General features: G+C 68.0%; 17 protein-coding genes. 6 read left to right on the forward strand and 11 right to left on the reverse strand.

Annotated features, from left to right (window positions below; all coding sequences use genetic code 11):
* Nucleotides 1-7: 7 nt before the first annotated feature.
* Both ABD017_RS03180 and ABD017_RS03185 read right to left on the reverse strand, forming a co-directional pair.
* Nucleotides 8-2,479, reverse strand: a complete 2,472-nt coding sequence (locus tag ABD017_RS03180) for a PAS domain-containing protein (protein ID WP_343880053.1) — start codon at nucleotides 2,477-2,479, stop codon at nucleotides 8-10.
* A 100-nt stretch (nucleotides 2,480-2,579) separates the two neighbouring features.
* A complete protein-coding gene (locus ABD017_RS03185; protein WP_343880055.1) occupies nucleotides 2,580-3,491 on the reverse strand; it encodes a LysR family transcriptional regulator in 912 nt (303 codons plus the stop codon).
* A gap of 102 nt (nucleotides 3,492-3,593) precedes the next feature.
* Here ABD017_RS03185 and ilvD point away from each other — a divergent pair, with 102 nt between their 5' ends.
* Both ilvD and ABD017_RS03195 read left to right on the forward strand, forming a co-directional pair.
* A complete protein-coding gene (ilvD, locus tag ABD017_RS03190) occupies nucleotides 3,594-5,435 on the forward strand; it encodes a dihydroxy-acid dehydratase (protein WP_343880057.1) in 1,842 nt (613 codons plus the stop codon).
* Nucleotides 5,436-5,797: 362 nt separating this feature from the next.
* On the forward strand, nucleotides 5,798-7,312 hold the full coding sequence (locus ABD017_RS03195) for an alpha-N-arabinofuranosidase (RefSeq protein WP_425543664.1): 1,515 nt from the start codon (nucleotides 5,798-5,800) through the stop codon (nucleotides 7,310-7,312).
* Between the two features lie 101 nt (nucleotides 7,313-7,413).
* On the opposite strand, the gene ABD017_RS03200 is transcribed toward ABD017_RS03195, so the two are convergent.
* Together ABD017_RS03200 and ABD017_RS03205 are read right to left on the reverse strand one after the other, a co-directional pair.
* Nucleotides 7,414-7,917: a PepSY domain-containing protein gene (locus tag ABD017_RS03200; RefSeq protein ID WP_343880059.1), complete on the reverse strand. Its 504-nt coding sequence runs from the start codon at nucleotides 7,915-7,917 to the stop codon at nucleotides 7,414-7,416.
* Nucleotides 7,918-8,098: 181 nt separating this feature from the next.
* Complete coding sequence (locus ABD017_RS03205; protein WP_343880061.1) at nucleotides 8,099-8,743, reverse strand: TetR/AcrR family transcriptional regulator; 645 nt, start codon at nucleotides 8,741-8,743, stop codon at nucleotides 8,099-8,101.
* A 93-nt stretch (nucleotides 8,744-8,836) separates the two neighbouring features.
* Here ABD017_RS03205 and ABD017_RS03210 point away from each other — a divergent pair, with 93 nt between their 5' ends.
* Both ABD017_RS03210 and ABD017_RS03215 read left to right on the forward strand, forming a co-directional pair.
* Nucleotides 8,837-9,502, forward strand: coding sequence for an O-methyltransferase (locus ABD017_RS03210; protein ID WP_343880063.1), 666 nt, complete (start codon nucleotides 8,837-8,839; stop codon nucleotides 9,500-9,502).
* An 83-nt stretch (nucleotides 9,503-9,585) separates the two neighbouring features.
* The gene (locus tag ABD017_RS03215) at nucleotides 9,586-10,758 is read left to right on the forward strand and encodes a serine hydrolase domain-containing protein (RefSeq protein ID WP_343880065.1); all 1,173 of its coding nucleotides are present in this window, start codon (nucleotides 9,586-9,588) and stop codon (nucleotides 10,756-10,758) included.
* A gap of 294 nt (nucleotides 10,759-11,052) precedes the next feature.
* Here ABD017_RS03215 and ABD017_RS03220 read toward each other — a convergent pair whose 3' ends face one another.
* The 4 genes from ABD017_RS03220 to ABD017_RS03235 form a co-directional block, all read right to left on the reverse strand.
* Complete coding sequence (locus ABD017_RS03220; RefSeq protein WP_343880067.1) at nucleotides 11,053-12,648, reverse strand: ATP-dependent DNA ligase; 1,596 nt, start codon at nucleotides 12,646-12,648, stop codon at nucleotides 11,053-11,055.
* On the reverse strand, nucleotides 12,648-13,640 hold the full coding sequence (locus tag ABD017_RS03225) for a ligase-associated DNA damage response exonuclease (RefSeq protein WP_343880069.1): 993 nt from the start codon (nucleotides 13,638-13,640) through the stop codon (nucleotides 12,648-12,650). The genes ABD017_RS03220 and ABD017_RS03225 overlap by 1 nt, the downstream gene beginning before the upstream one ends.
* 268 nt (nucleotides 13,641-13,908) lie before the next feature.
* Nucleotides 13,909-14,358 (reverse strand): hypothetical protein, encoded by a 450-nt coding sequence (locus tag ABD017_RS03230; RefSeq protein ID WP_343880071.1) that lies wholly within the window; start codon nucleotides 14,356-14,358, stop codon nucleotides 13,909-13,911.
* A 288-nt stretch (nucleotides 14,359-14,646) separates the two neighbouring features.
* Entirely contained in the window at nucleotides 14,647-15,204 is a 558-nt protein-coding gene (locus tag ABD017_RS03235) for a DUF3228 family protein (RefSeq protein ID WP_343880073.1), read from the reverse strand.
* Nucleotides 15,205-15,340: 136 nt separating this feature from the next.
* On the opposite strand from ABD017_RS03235, the gene ABD017_RS03240 reads away from it, so the two are divergent.
* Complete coding sequence (locus ABD017_RS03240) at nucleotides 15,341-15,742, forward strand: VOC family protein (RefSeq protein WP_343880075.1); 402 nt, start codon at nucleotides 15,341-15,343, stop codon at nucleotides 15,740-15,742.
* Nucleotides 15,743-15,784: 42 nt separating this feature from the next.
* On the opposite strand, the gene ABD017_RS03245 is transcribed toward ABD017_RS03240, so the two are convergent.
* The 3 genes from ABD017_RS03245 to ABD017_RS03255 all read right to left on the reverse strand — a co-directional run bounded on the left by ABD017_RS03245 (nucleotide 15,785) and on the right by ABD017_RS03255 (nucleotide 19,344).
* Nucleotides 15,785-17,554, reverse strand: a complete 1,770-nt coding sequence (locus ABD017_RS03245) for an ABC transporter transmembrane domain-containing protein (protein WP_343880077.1) — start codon at nucleotides 17,552-17,554, stop codon at nucleotides 15,785-15,787.
* Between the two features lie 239 nt (nucleotides 17,555-17,793).
* Nucleotides 17,794-18,390 (reverse strand): IMPACT family protein, encoded by a 597-nt coding sequence (locus tag ABD017_RS03250; protein WP_343880079.1) that lies wholly within the window; start codon nucleotides 18,388-18,390, stop codon nucleotides 17,794-17,796.
* 99 nt (nucleotides 18,391-18,489) lie between these two features.
* Nucleotides 18,490-19,344: a fumarylacetoacetate hydrolase family protein gene (locus ABD017_RS03255; RefSeq protein ID WP_343880081.1), complete on the reverse strand. Its 855-nt coding sequence runs from the start codon at nucleotides 19,342-19,344 to the stop codon at nucleotides 18,490-18,492.
* A 163-nt stretch (nucleotides 19,345-19,507) separates the two neighbouring features.
* Here ABD017_RS03255 and ABD017_RS03260 point away from each other — a divergent pair, with 163 nt between their 5' ends.
* Nucleotides 19,508-19,975, forward strand: a complete 468-nt coding sequence (locus ABD017_RS03260; protein ID WP_343880083.1) for a YehS family protein — start codon at nucleotides 19,508-19,510, stop codon at nucleotides 19,973-19,975.
* Nucleotides 19,976-19,991: the final 16 nt, after the last annotated feature.

Below are 19,991 nucleotides of genomic sequence, written 5' to 3' on the forward strand. Positions count from 1 at the left end.
CGGTGGTCTACGCCGCCAGGATGTCGTCGATCTTTTGCCGCAGCACGTCCAGCGAGAACGGCTTGGTGAGCAGGTGCATCCCCGGTTCCAGGTGGCCATCGCCCACCACGGACTGCGCGGCGTAGCCCGTCACGAACAGCACTTTCAGATCGGGGCGCGCGGTGCGGGCGGCGTCGGCCATCTGCCGGCCGTTCATGAGGCCGGGCAGGCCGACGTCGGTGACGAGCAGGTCGATGGCCACGGCCGACTGCAGGATGCGCAGGCCGGCGCTGCCGTCGGCGGCGTGCAAGGTGTGGAAGCCCGCCTCCCTCAGCAGCTCGCAGACCAGTTCGCGGATCGACGATTCGTCCTCCACCACCAGGATCGTGCCGCGTTGCCGGGTGGCCTGCGGTATGCGGGCGGGCGGCGTGGCCGGCGTCTCCTGCGGCGCCTCGTGGTGGCGCGGCAGGTAGATGGTGAACACCGAGCCCTTGCCGGGTTCGGAGTGGATCCGCACCTGGCCGCCGGATTGCCGCGCGAAGCCGTAGATCATCGACAGGCCCAGGCCGGTGCCCTGGCCGATCGGCTTGGTGGTGAAGAAGGGATCGAAGGCGCGCGCGATCACGTCGGGGCTCATGCCGCTGCCGGTGTCGGCGACCGACAGCGAGACGTAGCGCCCCGGTTGAAGGTCGAACGCCGCCGCCGCGGCCGCATCGTCGAGCGCGCGGTTGGCCGTCTCGATGGTGAGCTGCCCGCCATCGGGCATCGCGTCGCGCGCGTTGATGCACAGGTTGAGCAGTGCGTTCTCCAGTTGCGGCGGGTCGACCCGGCAAGGCCACAGCGCGTCGGCTTCGATCACCTCCAGTTGCACCGACGGGCCGATGGTGCGGCGGATCAGTTCCTCCATGCCCGCCACCAGCCGGTTGATGTCGGTGGAGCGCGGGTCGAGTGTCTGCCGCCGCGAGAACGCCAGCAGCCGCTGGGTGAGCGAGGCGGCGCGGTTCACCGCGGCTTCGCCCAGCGAGAGCAGGCGCGGCACATCCTCCACCTTGCCTTGCTCCAGCTTCATCCGCGCCACTTCCAATGCGCCCATGATGCCGCCGAGCAGGTTGTTGAAATCGTGCGCGAGCCCGCCGGTGAGCTGGCCGACGGCCTCCATTTTCTGCGCCTGGCGCAGGGCGGCCTCGGTGCGCGCCAGCGATTCGGCGGCTTCCTTGTCGGCGGTGATGTCGCGCGCGCTGCAGTAGATCTTGCCGTCCTCGGGAATCGCCACCCACGACAGCCAGCGGTAGCCGCCCGCGGCATGGCGATAGCGGTTCTCGAAGCTGAGCGCGGGCTCGCCCAGTTCGATGCCGCGGGCGTACGCCAGCCGCGTGCGCTCCAGGTCGTCCGGATGCACGAAGTTGAAGAACGGCGTGGACGCGATGATCTGCTCGGGCCAGCCCAGGACGCGCTGCCAGGCCGGGTTGGACAGCTCGAAGATGCCCTCGGCATTGAGCACGCCCATGATGTCGGTGCTGAGTTGCCAGGTGCGCGCGCGCCCCTGCATGCGCTGCACCACCTGCTGCTCCAGGTCGCTGTTGATCGCGCGCAGCCGGGTTTCGCTGGCGCGCAAGGCCTTCTCCGCCAGCGCCCGTTCGGTGACGTCGGTGCCCTCGACGAAGATGCCGGTGACCTTGCCGGCGTCGTCCCTGATCGGCTGGTAGACGAAATCCAGATAGCGCTGGCGGGCCGGCACCCCCGGCGCCGGCTGCATGGCGAACGGCGTGGCCGAGGCCACGTACGGCTGGCCGCTGGCGTAGACGAGATCGAGCAGGCCCACGAAACCCTGGCTGGCGGCCTCGGGCAGGGCGTCGGCCACCGTGCGCCCGAGCAGCGGACGGCCACCGACCAGCTGCAGGTAGCTGGGGTTGGCCAGCTCGAACACGTGCTCGGGACCGCGCAGCATGGCCATGAACGAGGGCGTCTGCTCGAACAGCTCGGCCAGCCGCTGGCGTTCCTCCATCGCGCGCCGGGACACCAGTACCTGCTCGGTGGTTTCCGTGCACACCACCAGCACGCCGCCGACGCCGCTGGCAACGCTCTCGTCGTCGATCGGGCTGTAGCTGTAGGTCCAGTAGGTGTCTTCGTCGCGACCGTCGCGCTGCATCACCAGATGCTGGTTTTCGTGCCAGGTGGCGCTGCCGCCGCGCATCACCTGCGCGATCTGCGCACCGATGTCGCCCCAGATCTCGGCCCACACCTGCCGCCCCGGCTTGCCCAGCGACGAGGGGTGGCGCTCGGCCGTGAGTGTTTGCCGGTAGGCGTCGTTGTAGAACCAGAACGCCTCGCTGCCCCACAGCACGCACATCTGGTGGCGCGAGTTGAGCATCAGCCGCAGCGAGGTGCGCAAGGTCTGCGGCCAGCTTCCGGGCATGCCCAGCGGGTGCCGCGACCAGTCATGGGCGCGCATCAGCGCACCCATTTCGCCGCCACCCGACAGGAAGGACATGTCCGCCATGAACCCAGCCAGCGCCTGGATCAGCCCAACGAGTACCGATCGTGCCGACTTCCGCCGGCGCTGGCAATGAGGTGGCGGGGGCAGGGCGTGGCGCGCAGCATCACGCTGCCGGCTTGCGCGGCCGCCGTTCCGTCGCCGCGGTGCGCAGCGCGGCAATGAAATTGTCGGCCAGCGGGCTGGCCGCGTTGCGCAGGCGCAGGATGCCCAGCTCGATGAAGGCCGGCTTGCCGCGCAGCGGCCGATAGCGCACGCCCGGACGCTGCAAGTTGCGCACCGACGAGGGCACCAGCGCGATGCCCATGCCGCTGGACACCAGCCCGATCACCGTCTGCATCTGGCGCGCGTGCTGGGTGATCTGCGGCGCGAAGCCGGATGCATGGCAATGGCTGATGGTGAGGTCGTACAGGCCGGAGGCCACCTCGCGCGGGGGCACGATGAAGCTGGCCTTCGACAGGCTGCGCAGGCTGATCGGCCCGTCGCCTTTCGCGGCCGGGTCGCCGGCGGGCGCGGCCAGCACCAGTTCCTCGCGCATCACGCCCTTGAACGCCAGGTCCGGCTCGTCGACCGGCGCCAGCGCGATGCCCAGGTCGAGCCGCGCCGCGCGCAATTCGCGGATCTGCGCATCGGTGGTCAGCTCGTGCAACTGCACCTCGACCCGCGGAAAGCGGGCGCGGAAGCTTTTCAGCGCCGGCGGCAGGATGCCGTAATCGGCGATCGAGACGAAGCCGATCGAGAGCATGCCGATGTCGCCCCGGTCGGTCTGCTGCACCTTCTGCCGGGCGTGCTCCAGCCGCGCCAGCACCGCCTGCGCCTCGTCGTAGAACACGGTGCCGGCCGTGGTCAGCGCCACGCCGCGGTTGCTGCGCTCCAGCAGTTGCACGCCCAGTTCGGTTTCCAGGTTGCGGATCTGGGTGGACAGTGGCGGCTGCGAGACGTGCAGGCGTTCGGCCGCGCGCGAGAAGCCGCCTTCCTCGACGATGGCGGCAAAGTAGCGAAGCTGGCGCAATTCCACTATTCGTACTCCGTATGGCTGGGTCGCAGGTATCGTATTGGACGGTATGGAAAGCGCCAAGCAGAATGGGCGTTCGCCCGCCAACCACCAGGGGAATCCCGCATGCCCGCCTATCGCTCCCGCACCAGCACTGCCGGCCGCAACATGGCCGGTGCCCGCGCGCTCTGGCGTGCCACCGGCATGAAGGATGGCGATTTCCAGAAACCCATCATCGCGGTGGCCAACTCGTTCACCCAGTTCGTGCCCGGCCACGTGCACCTGAAGGACATGGGCCAGCTGGTGATCGAGGAGATCGAGAAGGCCGGCGGCGTGGGCAAGGAGTTCAACACCATCGCGGTGGACGACGGCATCGCCATGGGTCACGACGGCATGCTCTACAGCCTGCCGTCGCGCGACATCATCGCCGACAGCGTGGAGTACATGTGCAACGCGCACACCGCCGACGCGCTGGTGTGCATCTCCAACTGCGACAAGATCACGCCGGGCATGCTGATGGCGGCGCTGCGGCTGAACATCCCGGTGGTGTTCGTGTCCGGCGGTCCGATGGAGGCGGGCAAGACCAGGCTGGCCGGCAAGGAGGTGGCGCTGGACCTGATCGACGCGATGGTGGCCGCGGCCGACGACAACGTCTCCGATGCCGAGGTGCAGTCGATCGAGCGCTCGGCCTGTCCCACCTGCGGTTCGTGCTCGGGCATGTTCACCGCCAACTCGATGAACTGCCTCACCGAGGCGCTGGGCCTGTCGCTGCCGGGCAACGGTTCGCTGGTGGCCACGCATGCCGATCGCGAGCAGTTGTTCCGCAGGGCGGGACGCACCGTGGTCGAGCTGGCCCGGCGCTGGTACGAAGGCGACGATGCGCGGGCGTTGCCGCGCAGCATTGCCAGCAAGGCCGCGTTCGTCAATGCGATGTCGCTGGATATCGCCATGGGCGGCTCCACCAACACCGTGCTGCATCTGCTCGCGGCGGCGCAGGAGGGCGGTGTCGACTTCACCATGGCCGACATCGACCGGCTTTCGCGCAAGGTGCCCAACCTGTGCAAGGTGGCGCCATCGAGCAGCTACCACCTGGAGGACGTGCATCGCGCCGGTGGCGTGATGGCGATCCTGGGCGAGATGGATCGCGCCGGCCTGCTCGATACGTCCGTGCCCACGGTGCACAGCGCCACGTTGGCCGAGGCACTGGATACCTGGGATGTGGCGCGCACGCAGGACGCCGCCGTGCGCGAGTTCTACCGCGCCGGCCCGGCCGGCATCCGCACCCAGACCGCGTTCTCGCAAAGCTGCCGCTACGACACGCTGGACACCGACCGCGAAGCCGGCTGCATCCGCTCGCGCGAATTCGCCTACAGCCAGGACGGCGGCCTGGCCGTGCTCTACGGCAACCTGGCCGAGCGCGGCTGCATCGTGAAAACGGCGGGCGTGGACAAGAGCATCCTCACCTTCAGCGGCCCGGCCGTGGTGCTGGAAAGCCAGGACGCGGCAGTGGCGGCCATCCTCAGCGGCATGGTGAAAGCCGGCGACGTGGTGGTCATCCGCTACGAAGGCCCGCGCGGCGGACCGGGCATGCAGGAGATGCTGTACCCCACCAGCTACCTGAAATCCAAGGGGCTGGGCAAGGCCTGCGCGCTGATCACCGACGGCCGTTTCTCCGGCGGCACCGCCGGGCTGTCGATTGGCCACGCGTCGCCGGAGGCGGCCGAGGGCGGCAACATCGCGCTGGTGCAGACCGGCGACACCATCACCATCGACATCCCCAACCGCGTCGTGCGTTTCGAGGTCAGCGACGAGGAGCTGGAGCGTCGCCGCGTGGCGCAGGCCGCCAAGGGCTGGCGCCCCGCGCTGCCGCGCAAGCGCAAGGTCAGCGCGGCGCTGAAGGCCTACGCCAAGCTGGTGACCAGTGCCGACAAGGGCGCCGTGCGCGATCTGGGTCTGCTGGAGGGTTGAGCGGCGGCCGCAGCTTCCCTTCCCCCGCTTGCGGGGGAAGGTGCCCAGCGGGCGGAAGGGGGGGCGCGGCAAGCCGCGCTGCTGTCGCTTTTTACGCCGACCGAAGAACGCCCCCTTCAGCCCTTCGGGCAGCTTCCCCGTGAACGGGGGAAGCGAAAGCAGGCCATTCGCAGCCTCTGGAACCCGGGCGACACTTCGACTTCGCCTGCTGCGCCGGCTACGCTCAAGGGAATGGCCGCCGGCACTGGGCCATTGCCGACTTTTCAAGCCCGTGCGCCTTGCCGCACTGACTCCAAGGGGAGATCTCCAACATGTCACAAAAACCCGCACGACACTGGCGCCGCTTTACGTTGTCGATCCTGATGACGCTGGGCATGGGGCAGGCCGTGGCCGCCGACGTACCCGTGCACGGCACGCTGGATGCCGGCAAGCCCGGCGCGCTGGTTTCGCGCCACCTGTTCGGCCAGTTCGCCGAACACCTGGGCACCGGCATCTACGGCGGGCTCTGGGTCGGGCCCGATTCCTCCATCCCCAATACGGACGGCTATCGCAACGACGTGGTGGCGGCGCTGAAGGCGCTGCACGTGCCCAACGTGCGCTGGCCCGGCGGTTGTTTCGCCGATGAGTACCACTGGCGCGACGGCGTGGGCCCGAAGGACAAGCGCCCGACCAGCGTCAACACCAACTGGGGTGGCGTGACCGAATCGAACGCATTTGGCACGCACGAGTTCATGAACTTTGTCGAGCTGATCGGCAGCGAGGCCTATGTGGCCGGCAACGTGGGCAACGCGCCGCCGGAGGAAATGGCGCAGTGGGCCGAGTACATGACCGCCACGGGCAAATCCACGCTGGCGCAGGAGCGTGTCGCCAACGGCCGCGAAAAGCCGTGGAAGCTGCCGCTGTTCGGCATCGGCAACGAGTTGTGGGGCTGCGGCGGCAACATGCGCGCGGAGTACGCCGCGGACCTGTATCGCCGCTATCAGACCTTCGTGAAAGTGCCCGCCGGCCAGACCATGCTGAAGATCGCGCCGGGCGCCAACGGCGACGACTACCACTGGACCGAGGTGATGATGCGCGAGGCCGGCAAGCTGATGGACGGCCTGAGCATGCACTTCTACACCGTGGCCGGTGGCTGGCCGCCGAGCCAGTCCTCGACCGATTTCGACAACAAGGGCTGGATCCAGACCTTGTCCGAAGCCCTGCGGATGGATGACCTGATCACCCGCCACAGCGCCGTGATGGACAAGTACGACCCGGAAAAGAAAGTGGCCCTGGTGGTGGACGAGTGGGGCACCTGGTACGCGCCGCTGCCTGGCAGCAACCCCGGCTTCCTGCAGCAGCAGAACACCTTGCGCGATGCACTGGTGGCCTCGCTGACGCTGGACATCTTCACCCGCCACGCCGACCGCGTGCGCATGGCCAACATCGCGCAGATGATCAACGTGCTGCAGGCGATGATCCTCACCGACGGCCCGAAGATGGTGCTGACGCCCACTTACCACGTGTTCGCCATGTACCTGCCGTACCAGGACGCCACCGAACTGCCGTTGCGGCTCGACACGCCGAAGTACACGCTCGACGGTATCTCGGTGCCCGAGGTGCACGGTTCCGCGGTGCGCGCAAAGGACGGCCATGTCTACGTGGCGCTGACCAACCTGGACCCGGCGCGTGCCGCGCAGGTGCAGGTGAAGGTGCAGGGCCTGCAGGCCAGGGGCGTCAGCGGGCAGATCCTCACCGCGCCGAAGGTCACCTCGCGCAACACCTTCGACCAGCCCGATGCGGTGAAGCCGGCGGCGTTCGACGGCGCGCGCGTGCAGGGCGACCAGCTGAAGGTCGCGCTGCCGGCCAAGTCGATCGTGATGCTCAAACTGCGCTGAGGCCTACGACCGGCACGCTGCGAAACCGTGGCAGCCGTTCGACCTGATGCAGGAAAGCCCGGCGTGCTGCGCCGGGCTTTCTTTTTGGGGGCAACGCGACGTCAGTCGCGCGATTTGGCCACCACGCTGCCATCGCTCGGGTCGACCAGCAGGTCGACGGCGGTGCCGTGGCGGGTGGTGGCATCGGCGCTCCACAGGCCGTGTTCGTATTCCACGTCGTGGATCTTCTCGTAGCCCGCGGTGGCCAGCTTGGCCTTCACCTCATCCTCGTTGAGCTTGGACGGCGCATCGCTGACGTAGACCCTGCCGGTTTCCGGCCCCACCGCAATCTTCACCCATTGCTTGTTGCCGCCGCGCGCTTCGCTGCGCCAGACGCCGTCCTTGAATTTCAGGTCCTTCACTTCCTTGTAGCCGGCGTTGGCGATCGCGGTCTTGATCGCCTCCTCGCTCAGCGCGCCTTCGGGCGGCGTGGTGCTCCAGGTCGATGCGGTCGTGGTGGTCTGGGTGGTCGTTGTCTGCGACTGGGTCGTGACAGGTGGATCCTGTGCCAGGGCCACACTGCAAACCGACAGTCCAATCAGCAGGGGAAGCGTGTGCTTGATCATCGATAGCTCCTTTTTCGGGTTGGCACCAAGATGGCGTGCCGGCTCACCGGCATCGCCCAAGCCATGAGGCGCTGCCAGCGCCCGGCAAGGCCCTGATCGAACCATGTCGTGCGCAATGCAGCGTGAAGGCCGTCGCGGCAACGTCGTCGCGGCGTGAAGCCGGAAACCTTCCTGCGCCGGCCTATGGCCGCCTGGTTCCGTTGTTCAGCGCTTCGAGATAGGCGCAGAACATGTCGGACATCGCCCTGGCGTAGGCGTCGATTTCCGCCGGAGTCCGCGGGCTTTCGGAGAAGTCCTTTCCCACCGTGCTGAGCGTCGTGGTAATCAGGCTGCCCGCCAGTGCGCGGGTTTTCCCGGTCGCCCTGGGCAGCGCCTCGACCATGAACGACTGGAACATGCGGCGGCCCGCCGCCTTGGCTTCCTGCGCTTCCGGCACGTCGCGGTAGAGCGGGGCGGCGTCGTTGAGTGCCACGCGCATCGCCGCCTCCTCGCACTCGGAGCGCAGGAAGGCGCGCACCAACCTGCGCAACCGGTCCGCTGGCGGCCGCCGGACATCGCCGAGGATGCTGCCGAGCAGGTCGGTGGTCTGCCGCCATTCGTCGCTCTGCAGGCGGAACAGGATCGCCGCCTTGTTCGGAAAATACTGATACAGCGATCCGATGCTGACGCCGGCGCGCTCGGCCACGCGCGCCGTGGTGAAACGCTGCGCGCCTTCCTTCGCCAAAACCTGAGCCGCCGCCTCCAGGACGACGGCGATCAGCTCGGTCGAGCGTGCCTGCTTGGGCTGTTTTCGCAGGGAAATTCCGGGCTTTCGGCGTTCGGTCATGGGGCGCGGCGCAATGCGAATGGTCAACCTGACGAATTAGTCGCATTCTGATTCCACGTCAAGACCGACGCATTCCCACCCGGAGAAACCTGCATGACCTCGATCACCAAAGCTCCCCTCGCGCCGCTGCTGGATCGCCTTTTCCAGGAGGCCGATGAGGCATCGCCGGCCACGGCGCCGGCCCTGGCCGCGCTTTCGGAAGCAGACCGCGAACGGCTGATGCGCAGCAAGACCGATTACGTCGATCTCTACGCGCAGCTGAAGGACCTGCCGCTGGCCGTCTCGCGCGAAACCGGCACATTGCTCTACATGCTGGCGCGCAGCGGCAAGGCGCGCACGATCGTGGAGTTCGGCACCTCGTTCGGCATCTCCACCCTGTACCTCGCCGCGGCCCTGCGCGACAACGGCGGCGGCCGCATGATCACCAGCGAATTCGAGCCTTCCAAGGTGGCGCGGGCACGGCAAAACCTGACCGCCGGCGGCCTCGTCCACCTGGTGGACATCCGCGAGGGCGACGCGCTGCAGACCTTGCGCAGCGATCTTCCCGACAGCGTCGACCTGTTGCTGCTCGACGGCGCCAAGTCGCTCTACCCGGAGATATTGGGTCTGGTGGAGAGTCGGCTCAGGCCGGGCGCCTTCGTCATTGCGGACAATGCCGACTACAGTCCCGAATACCTGGCGCACGTGCGCTCGCCCGACCACGGCTATTTGTCCACGCCATTCGGCGGCGACGTGGAGTTGTCGATGCGCATCTGCTGAAGGCCGGCGGCGTCCCGCACCCGCGATCCCCGCGGTGCCGGCCGGTAAAATGGCGGTTCCCGTCATCACCCGGCCGCACTGCCATGTACCGCGCCACCCGCCTGCTCGCCGCTGTCCTTTGCCTGATCGCGCTGCCATCGGCCGCGGCCGCGCCGGCGGCTCCCACCATCGGCCAGCAACGCGAGCAGGTGCTGTTCTGGCCGCAGGCACAGCGCGAGGCGCAATTCCGCCAGATGGCCAGGCGGTTTCCCAGCGACCTCGCATCGCGCGGCACGCATGTCCACGAACTGCCGCCAGGCAGGCCTCTGGCGCTCCCATCCATGTCGCTGGCGAACTACATGCAGCAGCACCATCTTGCGGGCGTGATGGTGTTGCAGCGCGGACGCGTTCGCATGGAGCGATATGGCCTGGGCTTCGGGCCGCAACAGCGCTGGGAGTCGTTCTCGGTGGCCAAGTCGGTCACCTCCACCTTGCTGGGGATCGCACTGCAGCGCGGCGACATCCACAGCCTGCACGACACGCTGGGTGCCTATATTCCCGAATTGCGCGACAGCGCCTACGCCGACGTCACCGTGCAGCAGTTGCTGACGATGACCTCCGGCGTGCAGTGGAACGAGGATTACGCCGATCCCAAATCGGATGTGGCGCAGATGTACCTGGGCGCCTGCGTCGACGGTCAGGCGCATGTGCTCTCGTACCTGCGCAAGCAGCCGCGGCAGTGGCCCGCCGGCACGCATTGGAACTACAACACCGCCGAGACCGACCTGCTCGGTATCCTGGTGCAGCGGGCCACGCGCCGCTCGCTGGCGGCGTACCTGTCGCAGACGATCTGGAAGCCGTACGGCATGGCCAGCGACGCCACCTGGATCAGGGACGAATGCGATGGCAGCGACACCGGCGGCAGCGGCCTCTCGGCCACCCTGGGCGATTACGCGCGTCTGGGCCAGTTCATGCTCGATGGCGGCCGCATCGACGGCAAGCCGGTGATCGCGGCGGCCTGGCTGGAAGGCGCGCTGCAACGCCAGGCCAGCGTCGACGCGCCGGACCGTGGCTACGGTTATCTGTGGTGGACCGATACCGACGGCAGCTATGCCGCGATCGGCATCTTCGGCCAGATGATCTACGTCGACCCTGCGCGCCAGTTGGTGATCGCCCAGGTGGGTGCGTGGCCGCAGGCCACCTCCGATGCGTTGGTGGCCGCGCGGCGTGCCTTTGTGGTGGCGGTGAAGCGTGCCGTGGATGCGCAGCCGTTGTGAGTGTGATGATGCGGTGGGGTTTTTTCGTTGGCGGGCGGTGAGCCGCGGCGTGGTCTTTGGCGTGTCGCTCGATTCCGTCATCCCGGCGAAAGCTCGCGGTTGCCCGGAATGATTCATGTCGCCCGACAGGCCCCTCCCCCTGCTTGCAGGGGGAGGTTGGGAGGGGGCACGCGTTGACCGTAAAGTCAAAAGCATCCCACCCCAGCCCTCCCCTGCAAGCAGGGGAGGGAGCCTTGCAACGCCCCGTCGGAGCGGGGCGGGCTGCAGCGAGCCACCACCGCGCGATGCACGCACTCAATCCATCGCCAGCCGCCGCAGGTCGTCGAGCTTGTCGGCATCGCGAATGGCCAGGTCCGTGCGCCAGCGCAGGATGCGCGGGAAGCGCACGGCCACGCCGGACTTGTGGCGCGACGAGCGCTGGATCGCCTCGTACGCCAGCTCGAACACGTGCACCTGCTCCACCGAGCGCACCGGACCGAAGCGCTCCAGCGTGTGGCTGCGTATCCACTGGTCCAGCGTGGCGATCTCGGCGTCGTCCAGCCCCGAATAGGCCTTGGCCACGGGCACCAGGTGGCCGCGATCCCACACGCCGAAGGTGTAATCGGTATACAGGCCGGCGCGGCGGCCGTGGCCGAGCTGGGCGTAGATGAGCACGGCGTCCAGCGTGTACGGCTCCACTTTCCATTTCCACCAGTCGCCGCGCTTGCGGCCCACGCGGTAGGGCGAATCCAGCTTCTTCAGCATCAGGCCTTCGGTCTGTCGCGCCCGCGATTGCTCGCGCTCGTCGGCCAGTGCCGGCCAGTCGGTGGCGGGCAGGGCAGGCGAGAGCATCAGCGCGGGCGACACCTCGCGCAGCAGGTCGGCAAGGCGTTCGCGGCGGGCGTGCAGCGGCTGCTGGCGCAGATCCTCGCCGTCGTGTTCCAGCAGGTCGTAGGCCATGAAGCGTACCGGCGTATCGGCCAGCAGCTTCGCGCCGGGCTTGAGTTTGCCGATGCGTTTCTGCAGCGCGGTGAACGCGCGCGGCAGATGGCCGGCGGCATTCCACGCCAGGATTTCGCCATCCAGCACGCCGTCGAACGGCAGCGCGGCCGCGGCGCTTTCCAGTTCGGGGAAACGGCCGTCCAGACGTTCCTCGCCGCGTGACCACAGCCGCGCTTCGCCGCCGCGACGCATCAGCTGGGCGCGGATGCCATCCCACTTCCATTCCGCCAGCCACTCGGCGCGCTCGCCCAGCGTTTCCACCGCCTGCTCCAGCGGCGAGGCCAGGAAGAACGGGTAGGGGCGGTCGGACAGATGCTCGTCATCGGTGGGCGGTTCGGCCAGCGTGGCCAGCGCCGCGGCATGCGGCTGCCAGTCGCCGCTGAGGCGGTGGGCGACCAGGTCGGTGGGCAATTGCGACCATTGCGCCAGCGCCTGCACCACCAGCCGTCGCGACACGCCCACGCGCAGCGCGCCGGTCAGCAGCTTGTTGAGCAGGAATGTCTGTTCCACCGACAGCGCCTGCCACCACGCCTGCAGCTGCGTCAGCCGCGCTGGCGGATCGAGCTTGCCCAGCGCGGGCAGCCAATCGTCCATCCACACATGCAGTGGCGTGTCGGCCAGGCTGGCGTCGCCGGGCGGCAACAGCAGCGCCACCGCCTCGGCCAGATCGCCCACGTGCTGGTAGCTGGCGTCGATCAGCCAGTCGGCAAAGCCCGTAGCCTGCTGCGCGGCTGTGCGCATCTCGGTGGTCGTGGCCAATCGGCGCAGCTTGCCGCCACCCAGCACGTAGACGGCCCACGCGGCATCGGCGGGCGGCGCGTCATGCAGATAGGTGGCAATGGCCTCGCGCTTGGCCAGCGTGGAAGCGGTGCGGTCGAGTTGCGCATAGAGCGCGGCGAAGCGACGCATCAGGCTTCTCCCAGTGCATCCAGCGCCATCGCATCGTGACCCAGTTCGCGCAGATGGCGAGTCAGCACATCGCCATCGCCATGGGTGACGTAGATGCGCGAAGCGCCGCTGTCCGCCACGCTGCGCAGCAGGCCCGGCCAGTCCGCGTGGTCGGAGACCACGAAGCCGCGATCGAAACCGCGCCGGCGCCGGTTGCCGCGTACCTGCATCCAGCCCGAGGCAAACGCGGTGGACGCCGTGACAAAGCGGCGCATCCAGGGCGAGTTGGCGGCCGAAGGCGGCGCCATGACCAGTTCGCCGGCCATGGCGCCGCCGCCCACCTTCTCCTCCAGCGGTGCGGTGGGCAGCAGGGTGATGCCGGCATCGCGATAGTGCTGCACCGGTTGCAGCAAGGCGCCGTGCAGGTGCGCCACACGGTCGGGGCAACGCAGCGCCAGTTCGGCCAGCAGCCGTTGCGCCTTGCCCAATGCGTAGCAGAACAGCAGCGCCGGCACGCCGCGCCGCGCGCAGTCGTCCCACCACGCCAGCAGGTCGGCGATCACGTCATCCATCGGCGGCCAGCGGTACACCGGCCAGCCAAAGGTGGACTCGGTCACGAACACGTCGCACGGCACCGGCTCGAACGGCTCGCAGGTGGGGTCGGCCTCGCGCTTGTAGTCGCCCGACACCACCACCACGCGACCGTCATGTTCCATGCGGATCTGCGCCGCGCCCAGCATGTGGCCGGACGGATGCATCGACACGCGCACGTCGCCCAGCACGAAGGCGGCGCCGTAATCATGGGTTTCGATGACCGCATCCTCGCCGAGCCGCTGCCGCATCAGGGCCGCGCCAGCCGCAGCGACGTGGTATCCGGCGTTGCCGATGCGTGCGTGATCACCATGCGCGTGGGTCACCACCGCGCGCTCGACCGGCCAGCGCGGGTCGATGAAGAAATCGCCGGCAGGGCAGTAGAGCCCCTCGGAACGCCGTTGCAGCAGGTCGTCGCGCATGGTCGCCCACGCTAGGCTTTGCGGCGTCAAGGCGACGGCAACAGCGCGGCTGCGAGGGCTTGCTCATCCCCGCTTGCGGAAGTGGCGGGCATGGCCTTGGGACGGATCGCCAGCGGCTGTTCCGTCTGCGCTCGCAAGGCCGACGTGGCGATGAACGGGAAGGTGCGGGGCCGGGTGCGCCAAGCGCCGCGGCGGCTCGTCCCCGCGCCTGGCCATTCAATGGCCAGGCGCGGCTTGAGCGGTTTGTGGGTCGTGACGCTTGCCGGGGTCAGAGGCAGGTCTTTTCGGCGCCGGTGTACGAACACAGCATGGTGCTGGGGTGGTTTTTGCCACTGGAGTCCGTTTCGGAGAAGAACTTCTTCTCCTGTCTCTTCTGCTTTATTTTCTGGGCAAACCGCTCGTCCTTTTCGATGCCGGGCGCATCGGGCCGCTTCACCGTGTACTCGGTCTCACCCTCGGACGAAATCTTCAGCCGCGCGGGATACGCCGCATTGGCGCCGCTCGTCCACCTGGCGCTGCAGCCGCTGGCATCGATAAAGCCGGGATTCTTCGGGTCCTTGTAGAGATTGATGGTCACCGGCGTATTGCCTTGCTTGGTCCCGGCGCACACGACCGAGGCCCCTTGCGGCGACGAATCCAGCTTCACTTGATACTTGGGCGAGCAGCCCGCGGTCATGGAGAGCGCGACGAGCATTACCGAGATTTTGGTCTTGGACACGATATAACCCCCGTTATATGGACATGGTCTTGCTATTTCGCAAAGCAAAACGACTGATCTGAGCATCCGTTTTCGTATCAGCAGACAAGACAGACCAGACCGCAACCAGAAGGTTGGCTGGGCGTTCCAACTGTACACGGATGCGGCGCCGGGTGTCGCATCGGGCCCCGCCGGTGCCACATGGACGGAAAAAGCACGCATGGCTCCGCGCGGGAACGCCGATGAAGATGCCGGCGCGAGACGGCGCGATGCCGCGGCAATGACGCGCCTTGCGCCCAGCCTGGACGTCTAACCGCGCCAGTTGGCGTGCACGTTCCAGAACGCCACCGCCCGTCGGTAGGCGTCGCGATCCAGCGGCACGCCCGAGCCGCCTTCGGCCACGCCCAGCGCATTGCGCAACATGGTGATCGGCACCATCGGTATTTCCTCCGGCTCGGTGGTGTAGAGGCAACCGACCACGCCCCAGTCCGCATCGATCGGCGCGCCTTCCTTCGCCAGTTGCTCGCGGCTGTAGAGGATCGGCAGCAGGTAGTTCGCCACCGGCGGATCGATGCCCTCGAACCAGCGCACCAGCACCGGCAGCTCGTCGCTGCTGCGCGCCTCGTAGGCCGAGCGCAGCAGGTGCCGGTTGGCCTCGGTGATGGGCGTGGCGGTGCAGCGCGTGGACGTCCAGTTGCGGTGCACGTGCAGCTTGCAGAACGGCGCATAGCCGTCCAGCACTTTCAGCGGCGCCTCGGTATTGAGGCGCTGCTCGAACGCCTCGGCGCTGCAATCGCGGATGGCGCTGGGGCGGCGGTCGCGGGGAAACAGCCGGGTGCGGGCGAACGTGGTGAGGATGATCGACATGGCGCTGGCAGATGGTGGGTCAGCACACGAGGATATCGCGTGCCGCGTCGGCTGCTGTCACAGGCCGAGGAACCCGCTGGCGATTCGCGCGGCGCAAGTGGCACACTGCGGCGCTTCAGTGCCAACAGGACCGGCCATGTTTCTGCTCGACCATGTCTCCATCACGGTCACGGATCTGGCGCGTTGCTGTCCGTTCTACGACGCCATCATGGGCGCGCTGGGCGCCGCCAAAGTCTACGATCGCGAGGATGCGCTGGGGTTCGGCGTGCGCTGCAGCGCTGCCGAAGATCTGCACACCTGCCTGGCGGTCTACGCCTCGGACAGCGCGGCGAGCGACCCTCGCCGTCACTGGTGCTTCAAGGCGACCAGCCACGCGCAGGTGCACGCCTTCCACGAGGCCGGCCTTCGCCATGGCGGCACGGATGACGGAGCGCCGGGGATTCGTGCGCACTACCACGAGCACTACTTCGGGGCTTTTCTGCTGGACCCGGATGGAAACAGGGTCGAGGCGGTGTGCCATCGGGCCGAGGATCGCTGAAGGCCGTCATTCCCGCGAAACGGGAATCCATTGCGGGCACGCTCACGCCACGAACTGCAACCGCGCCAGCTCCGCATACAAGCCACCTTCGGCCAGCAGGCTCTCGTGCGTGCCCTGCGCCACGATGCGGCCGCCGTCCATCACCACGATGCGGTCGGCGCGCTGCACGGTGGCCAGGCGATGGGCGATGACGAGGGTGGTGCGGTCTTTTTCCAGGCGCTCCAGCGCCTGCTGGATCGCTGCCTCCGATTGCGCGTCCAGTGCGGAGGTGGCTTCGTCCAGCAGCAGCAACGGCGCGTCGCGCAGGATCGCGCGGGCGATGGCCACGCGCTGGCGCTGGCCGCCGGAGAGGCGCACGCCGCGCTCGCCCATCTCGGCGTCGTAGCCGTTGTCCAGCGCGCCGATGAACTCGTGCGCTTCGGCGGCCCTGGCCGCTTCGACGACTTCCGCGTCGCTGGCGTCCTGGCGACCGAAGCGGATATTGTCGGCGGCGCTGCCGCTGAAGATGATGGTTTCCTGCGGCACCAGCGCGATGGCGCCGCGCAGGTCGGGCAGGGCCAGCGCGCGCAGGTCCACGCCGTCGAGCTTCACGGTGCCCGATTGCGGGTCGTAGAAGCGCAGCAGCATGGCGAACACGGTGCTCTTGCCAGCGCCGGAGGGGCCGACCAGGGCGACCGTTTCGCCGGGCTCGACATGCAGCGTGAAATTTTCCAGCGCCGCGGTCGTGGGGCGCGACGGGTAATGGAAGGTGACCTGGTCGAACTGCAGTGCGCCGCGCATGGGCGAGGGCAGCGCCAGCGGCTGGGCTGGCGCGGTGATCCCGGGACGCTCGGCCAGCAGTTCGCCGATGCGCTCCATCGCGCCGGCAGCGCGCAACACGTCGCCCCACACTTCGGACAGGCCGGCCACCGAGCCGGCGGCGAAGATCGCGTACAGCACGAACTGGCCCAGCACGCCCGCGTCCAGCGTACCGGCCAGCACGTGGCGGGCGCCGGCCCACAGCACCAGGGTGATGGCACCGAACACCAGCACGATCACCGACAGCGTCAGCAGCGCACGCATGCCGATGCGTCGCCGCGCCGTGGCCAGCGCGCGATAGATGGCGCTGGAATAGCGGCGGCTCTCGATGGCCTCGCGCGCGTACGCCTTCACCGCGGTGGAGGCATTCAGTGTTTCATTGGCAATGGCCGCGGCGTCGGCGAGGCGGTCCTGGCTGGCCCGCGACAGCTTCTGCACGCGACGACCGAACACCAGGATCGGCAGCATCACCGCGGGAATCACCAGCGCGGTGAGCCCGGCCAGCGACGGCGCCGTCCACACCATCGCCACCGCCGCGCCCACCAGCATCACCGCGCTGCGCAGCGCCACCGACACGCCCGAGCCCACCAGCGCCTGCACCACCTCGGTGTCGGCGCTGAGGCGCGAGGTGAGCTCGCCCACACGACTCTTCTCGAAGAAGCTCACGTCCAGGCGGATCACGTGGGCGTAGAGCGCATCGCGCAACGAGGCCAGCGCGCGCTCGCTGAGCAAGGTGATGCAGAAGTAGCGCGCCGCCGTGGCAAAGGCCAGCACCAGCGCCACGCCGAACATGGCCAGGAAGGTCTCGTTGATCACCGCCAGGCTGGCGTTGCCGAAACCCTGGTCGATGATGTGGCGAAACGCCATCGGCAACACCAGCGAAGCGCCCGAGGACAGCGTCAGGAACAGCAGCCAGCCGAACGCCAGCGCCTTGTGCGGCTTGAGGAAGGGCCACAACTCGCGCAACGCACCGATGCGGCGGCTGGGTTTGGACGTCTGGTCGGTGGCGCTCATGGAATCTCGCAGTGGCTGGAGGAGAGCGTGCGCGGCACGCCGCCATTGAAGTGGGGGGCGTGGTGGGGGATTCAATTGTTGGGGTAGGGATTCGGGAGTCGGGATTCGCATGGACCACGGGCTCCTCCCCCTGCCTGCAGGGGGAGGCCGGGAGGGGGTTGCGTGGGCTGGCCGAAAATCAAGAGCGACCCCTCCGCAGCCCTCCCCTGCGAGCAGGGGAGGGAGCAGCGAGGCCGCTTTCAGTCGATGCGCCTGGCCAAGACGCGGCCACGGCTGATGTCGTTGATGCGTGCCTGCGCCTCGGCGACGCGGCCCTCGGGCAGGCGCAGTTGCAGGGCCACGCCATCGGCGGCGAAGGTTTCCTGTTCGACCTCGGCTTGCAGCTCCTTCAACCGTGCCTTCAGCAACGCCAGTTCGGCGAAATCGCAATGCAGGCCCAGCCGCGCCATCGCCACGATCGGTTCGCGCGGCGCCAGCCGCAGGCATTCGGCCGCGGTACCGCCGTAGGCACGCACCAGGCCGCCCGCACCCAGCTTGATGCCGCCGAACCAGCGCGTGACCACAACCACCACGTTGTCGATGCCTTGCCCCTCGATCGCCTGCAGGATCGGCCGGCCCGCGGTGCCGCCCGGCTCGCCGTCGTCGTTGAAGCGATAGGCCTGCCCGATACGGTAGGCCCAGCAGTTGTGCGTGGCGGTGGGGTCGCTCGCCTCGCGCAGGAAATCCAGTGCCTGCGCGGCCGTGGCGACGGGCGCGGCCTGGGCCAGGAAGCGGCTCTTCCTGATTTCTTCGCTGTGGTGGAAGCGTTCGGTGAGGGCGTGCAGGGCTTCGCTCATCCATGCATTGTCGCGCATGCATCCTGTGTCATGGATGGCGGCCGTGCGCGCGGCTTCCCTGCAATCGCACGTCCGTCGCCTCGCAGCGTGGGGTGCGTTTCAGCGGTCGGCGGGATGGGCCAGCACCCGTTGGCGTTGGCGCCCCAGGCCTTGCACGCCCAGCTCGATCACGTCGCCGGCGCGCAGGTAGGTGGGCGGCTTCAGGCCCAGGCCGACGCCGGCCGGGGTGCCCGAGCTGATCACGTCGCCGGGCATCAAGGTCATGTAGCGGCTGATGTAGCTCACCAGGTGCGCCACGCCAAATATCATGGTGCGCGTGCTGGCGTCCTGGTAGCGATGACCGTTGACCTCCAGCCACAGCGCCAGGTTCTGCGGGTCCGGCACTTCGTCGACGGTGACCAGCCAGGGGCCGATCGGGCCGAAGGTGTCGCAGCTCTTGCCCTTCACCCACTGGCCGCCGTGTTCGAGCTGGAACTCGCGCTCGGACAAGTCGTTGACCACCGTGTAGCCCGCCACGTGTGTCAGCGCGTCGTCGATGGACACGTCGCGGGCCGTGTCGCCGATCACGATGCCCAGCTCCACTTCCCAGTCGGTCTTGACCGAGCCGCGTGGAAGGATCACGTCATCGTTCGGACCGATGATGGCGCTGGTGGCCTTCATGAAAAGCACGGGCTGCTCCGGCACCCTGGCGCCGCTTTCGGCGGCGTGGTCGGCGTAGTTGAGGCCCACGCAAATCATCTTGCCCACCTGCGCCACCGGCGTGCCGTAGCGCGACGATCCGTCCACCAGGGGCAACCGTTCGGGGTCCAGCGCGGCGAGCTGGCGCAGCCCGTGGCGGCTCAGTACGGAGGCATCGATATCGGCCACGGCGGCGGAGAGATCGCGCAGGCGGCCTTCGGCATCCAGCATGCCGGGCTTTTCGCGGCCGGGGTTTCCATAACGCACGAGTTTCATCGGCAATGTCCCATCGGTGGTTCATCGATCATCGTGCATTTGCTGTGTCGTGTATGCATGGGCTCAAGCGAATTCGATGGCCTTTTGGGCGGCCGGATGGTTGGCAGGTCCACGCCGATCCCGGTCGCGGTAGCATGGCGTCCCCGCAAAACCCGACGATTCCATGATCAACAACGACATACTTCGCGCCATCCGCTACATGCTCGACCTCAGCGACGCGAAAGTGGCGCAATTGGTGAACCTGGCCGACCCGGCGGTGGAGCTGGACCGGGAGCAGGTGCAGGCCTACCTGAAGAAAGAGGGCGAACCGGGCCACGAGGCGTGCAGCAACAAGCTGCTGGTGCTGTTCCTGGATGGCCTGGTCGTGGACCGCCGCGGCCGCGACGAAAGCCAGCCGCCGCGCCCGCCGGAAAAGCGCGTCACCAACAACGTGGTGCTGAAGAAACTGCGCGTCGCCTTCGAGCTGAAGGACGTGGACATGCACCAGATTCTCGAGAGCGTCGGCTTTCCGGTTTCCAAGCCGGAGCTGAGTGCCTTGTTCCGCCAACCCGACCACAAGAACTTCAAGCTGTGCGGCGACCAGTTGCTGCGCAATTTCCTGAAGGGCTTGACGATGCGGCTGCGCGGCTGAGGCGCCCCCACAGGCA

The organism is Rhodanobacter caeni (assembly GCF_039523575.1).
Lineage (GTDB): Bacteria > Pseudomonadota > Gammaproteobacteria > Xanthomonadales > Rhodanobacteraceae > Rhodanobacter > Rhodanobacter caeni.

Bases quoted from the DNA above. Each gene is read 5' to 3' on its own strand.
- ABD017_RS03180 (WP_343880053.1), bottom strand. From the start codon at position 2,479: ATGGCGGACATGTCCTTCCTGTCGGGTGGCGGCGAAATGGGTGCGCTG.
- ilvD (WP_343880057.1), top strand. From the start codon at position 3,594: ATGCCCGCCTATCGCTCCCGCACCAGCACTGCCGGCCGCAACATGGCC.
- ABD017_RS03195 (WP_425543664.1), top strand. From the start codon at position 5,798: ATGACGCTGGGCATGGGGCAGGCCGTGGCCGCCGACGTACCCGTGCAC.
- ABD017_RS03200 (WP_343880059.1), bottom strand. From the start codon at position 7,917: ATGATCAAGCACACGCTTCCCCTGCTGATTGGACTGTCGGTTTGCAGT.
- ABD017_RS03205 (WP_343880061.1), bottom strand. From the start codon at position 8,743: ATGACCGAACGCCGAAAGCCCGGAATTTCCCTGCGAAAACAGCCCAAG.
- ABD017_RS03210 (WP_343880063.1), top strand. From the start codon at position 8,837: ATGACCTCGATCACCAAAGCTCCCCTCGCGCCGCTGCTGGATCGCCTT.
- ABD017_RS03215 (WP_343880065.1), top strand. From the start codon at position 9,586: ATGTACCGCGCCACCCGCCTGCTCGCCGCTGTCCTTTGCCTGATCGCG.
- ABD017_RS03220 (WP_343880067.1), bottom strand. From the start codon at position 12,648: ATGCGTCGCTTCGCCGCGCTCTATGCGCAACTCGACCGCACCGCTTCC.
- ABD017_RS03225 (WP_343880069.1), bottom strand. From the start codon at position 13,640: ATGCGCGACGACCTGCTGCAACGGCGTTCCGAGGGGCTCTACTGCCCT.
- ABD017_RS03235 (WP_343880073.1), bottom strand. From the start codon at position 15,204: ATGTCGATCATCCTCACCACGTTCGCCCGCACCCGGCTGTTTCCCCGC.
- ABD017_RS03240 (WP_343880075.1), top strand. From the start codon at position 15,341: ATGTTTCTGCTCGACCATGTCTCCATCACGGTCACGGATCTGGCGCGT.
- ABD017_RS03245 (WP_343880077.1), bottom strand. From the start codon at position 17,554: ATGAGCGCCACCGACCAGACGTCCAAACCCAGCCGCCGCATCGGTGCG.
- ABD017_RS03250 (WP_343880079.1), bottom strand. From the start codon at position 18,390: ATGAGCGAAGCCCTGCACGCCCTCACCGAACGCTTCCACCACAGCGAA.
- ABD017_RS03255 (WP_343880081.1), bottom strand. From the start codon at position 19,344: ATGAAACTCGTGCGTTATGGAAACCCCGGCCGCGAAAAGCCCGGCATG.
- ABD017_RS03260 (WP_343880083.1), top strand. From the start codon at position 19,508: ATGATCAACAACGACATACTTCGCGCCATCCGCTACATGCTCGACCTC.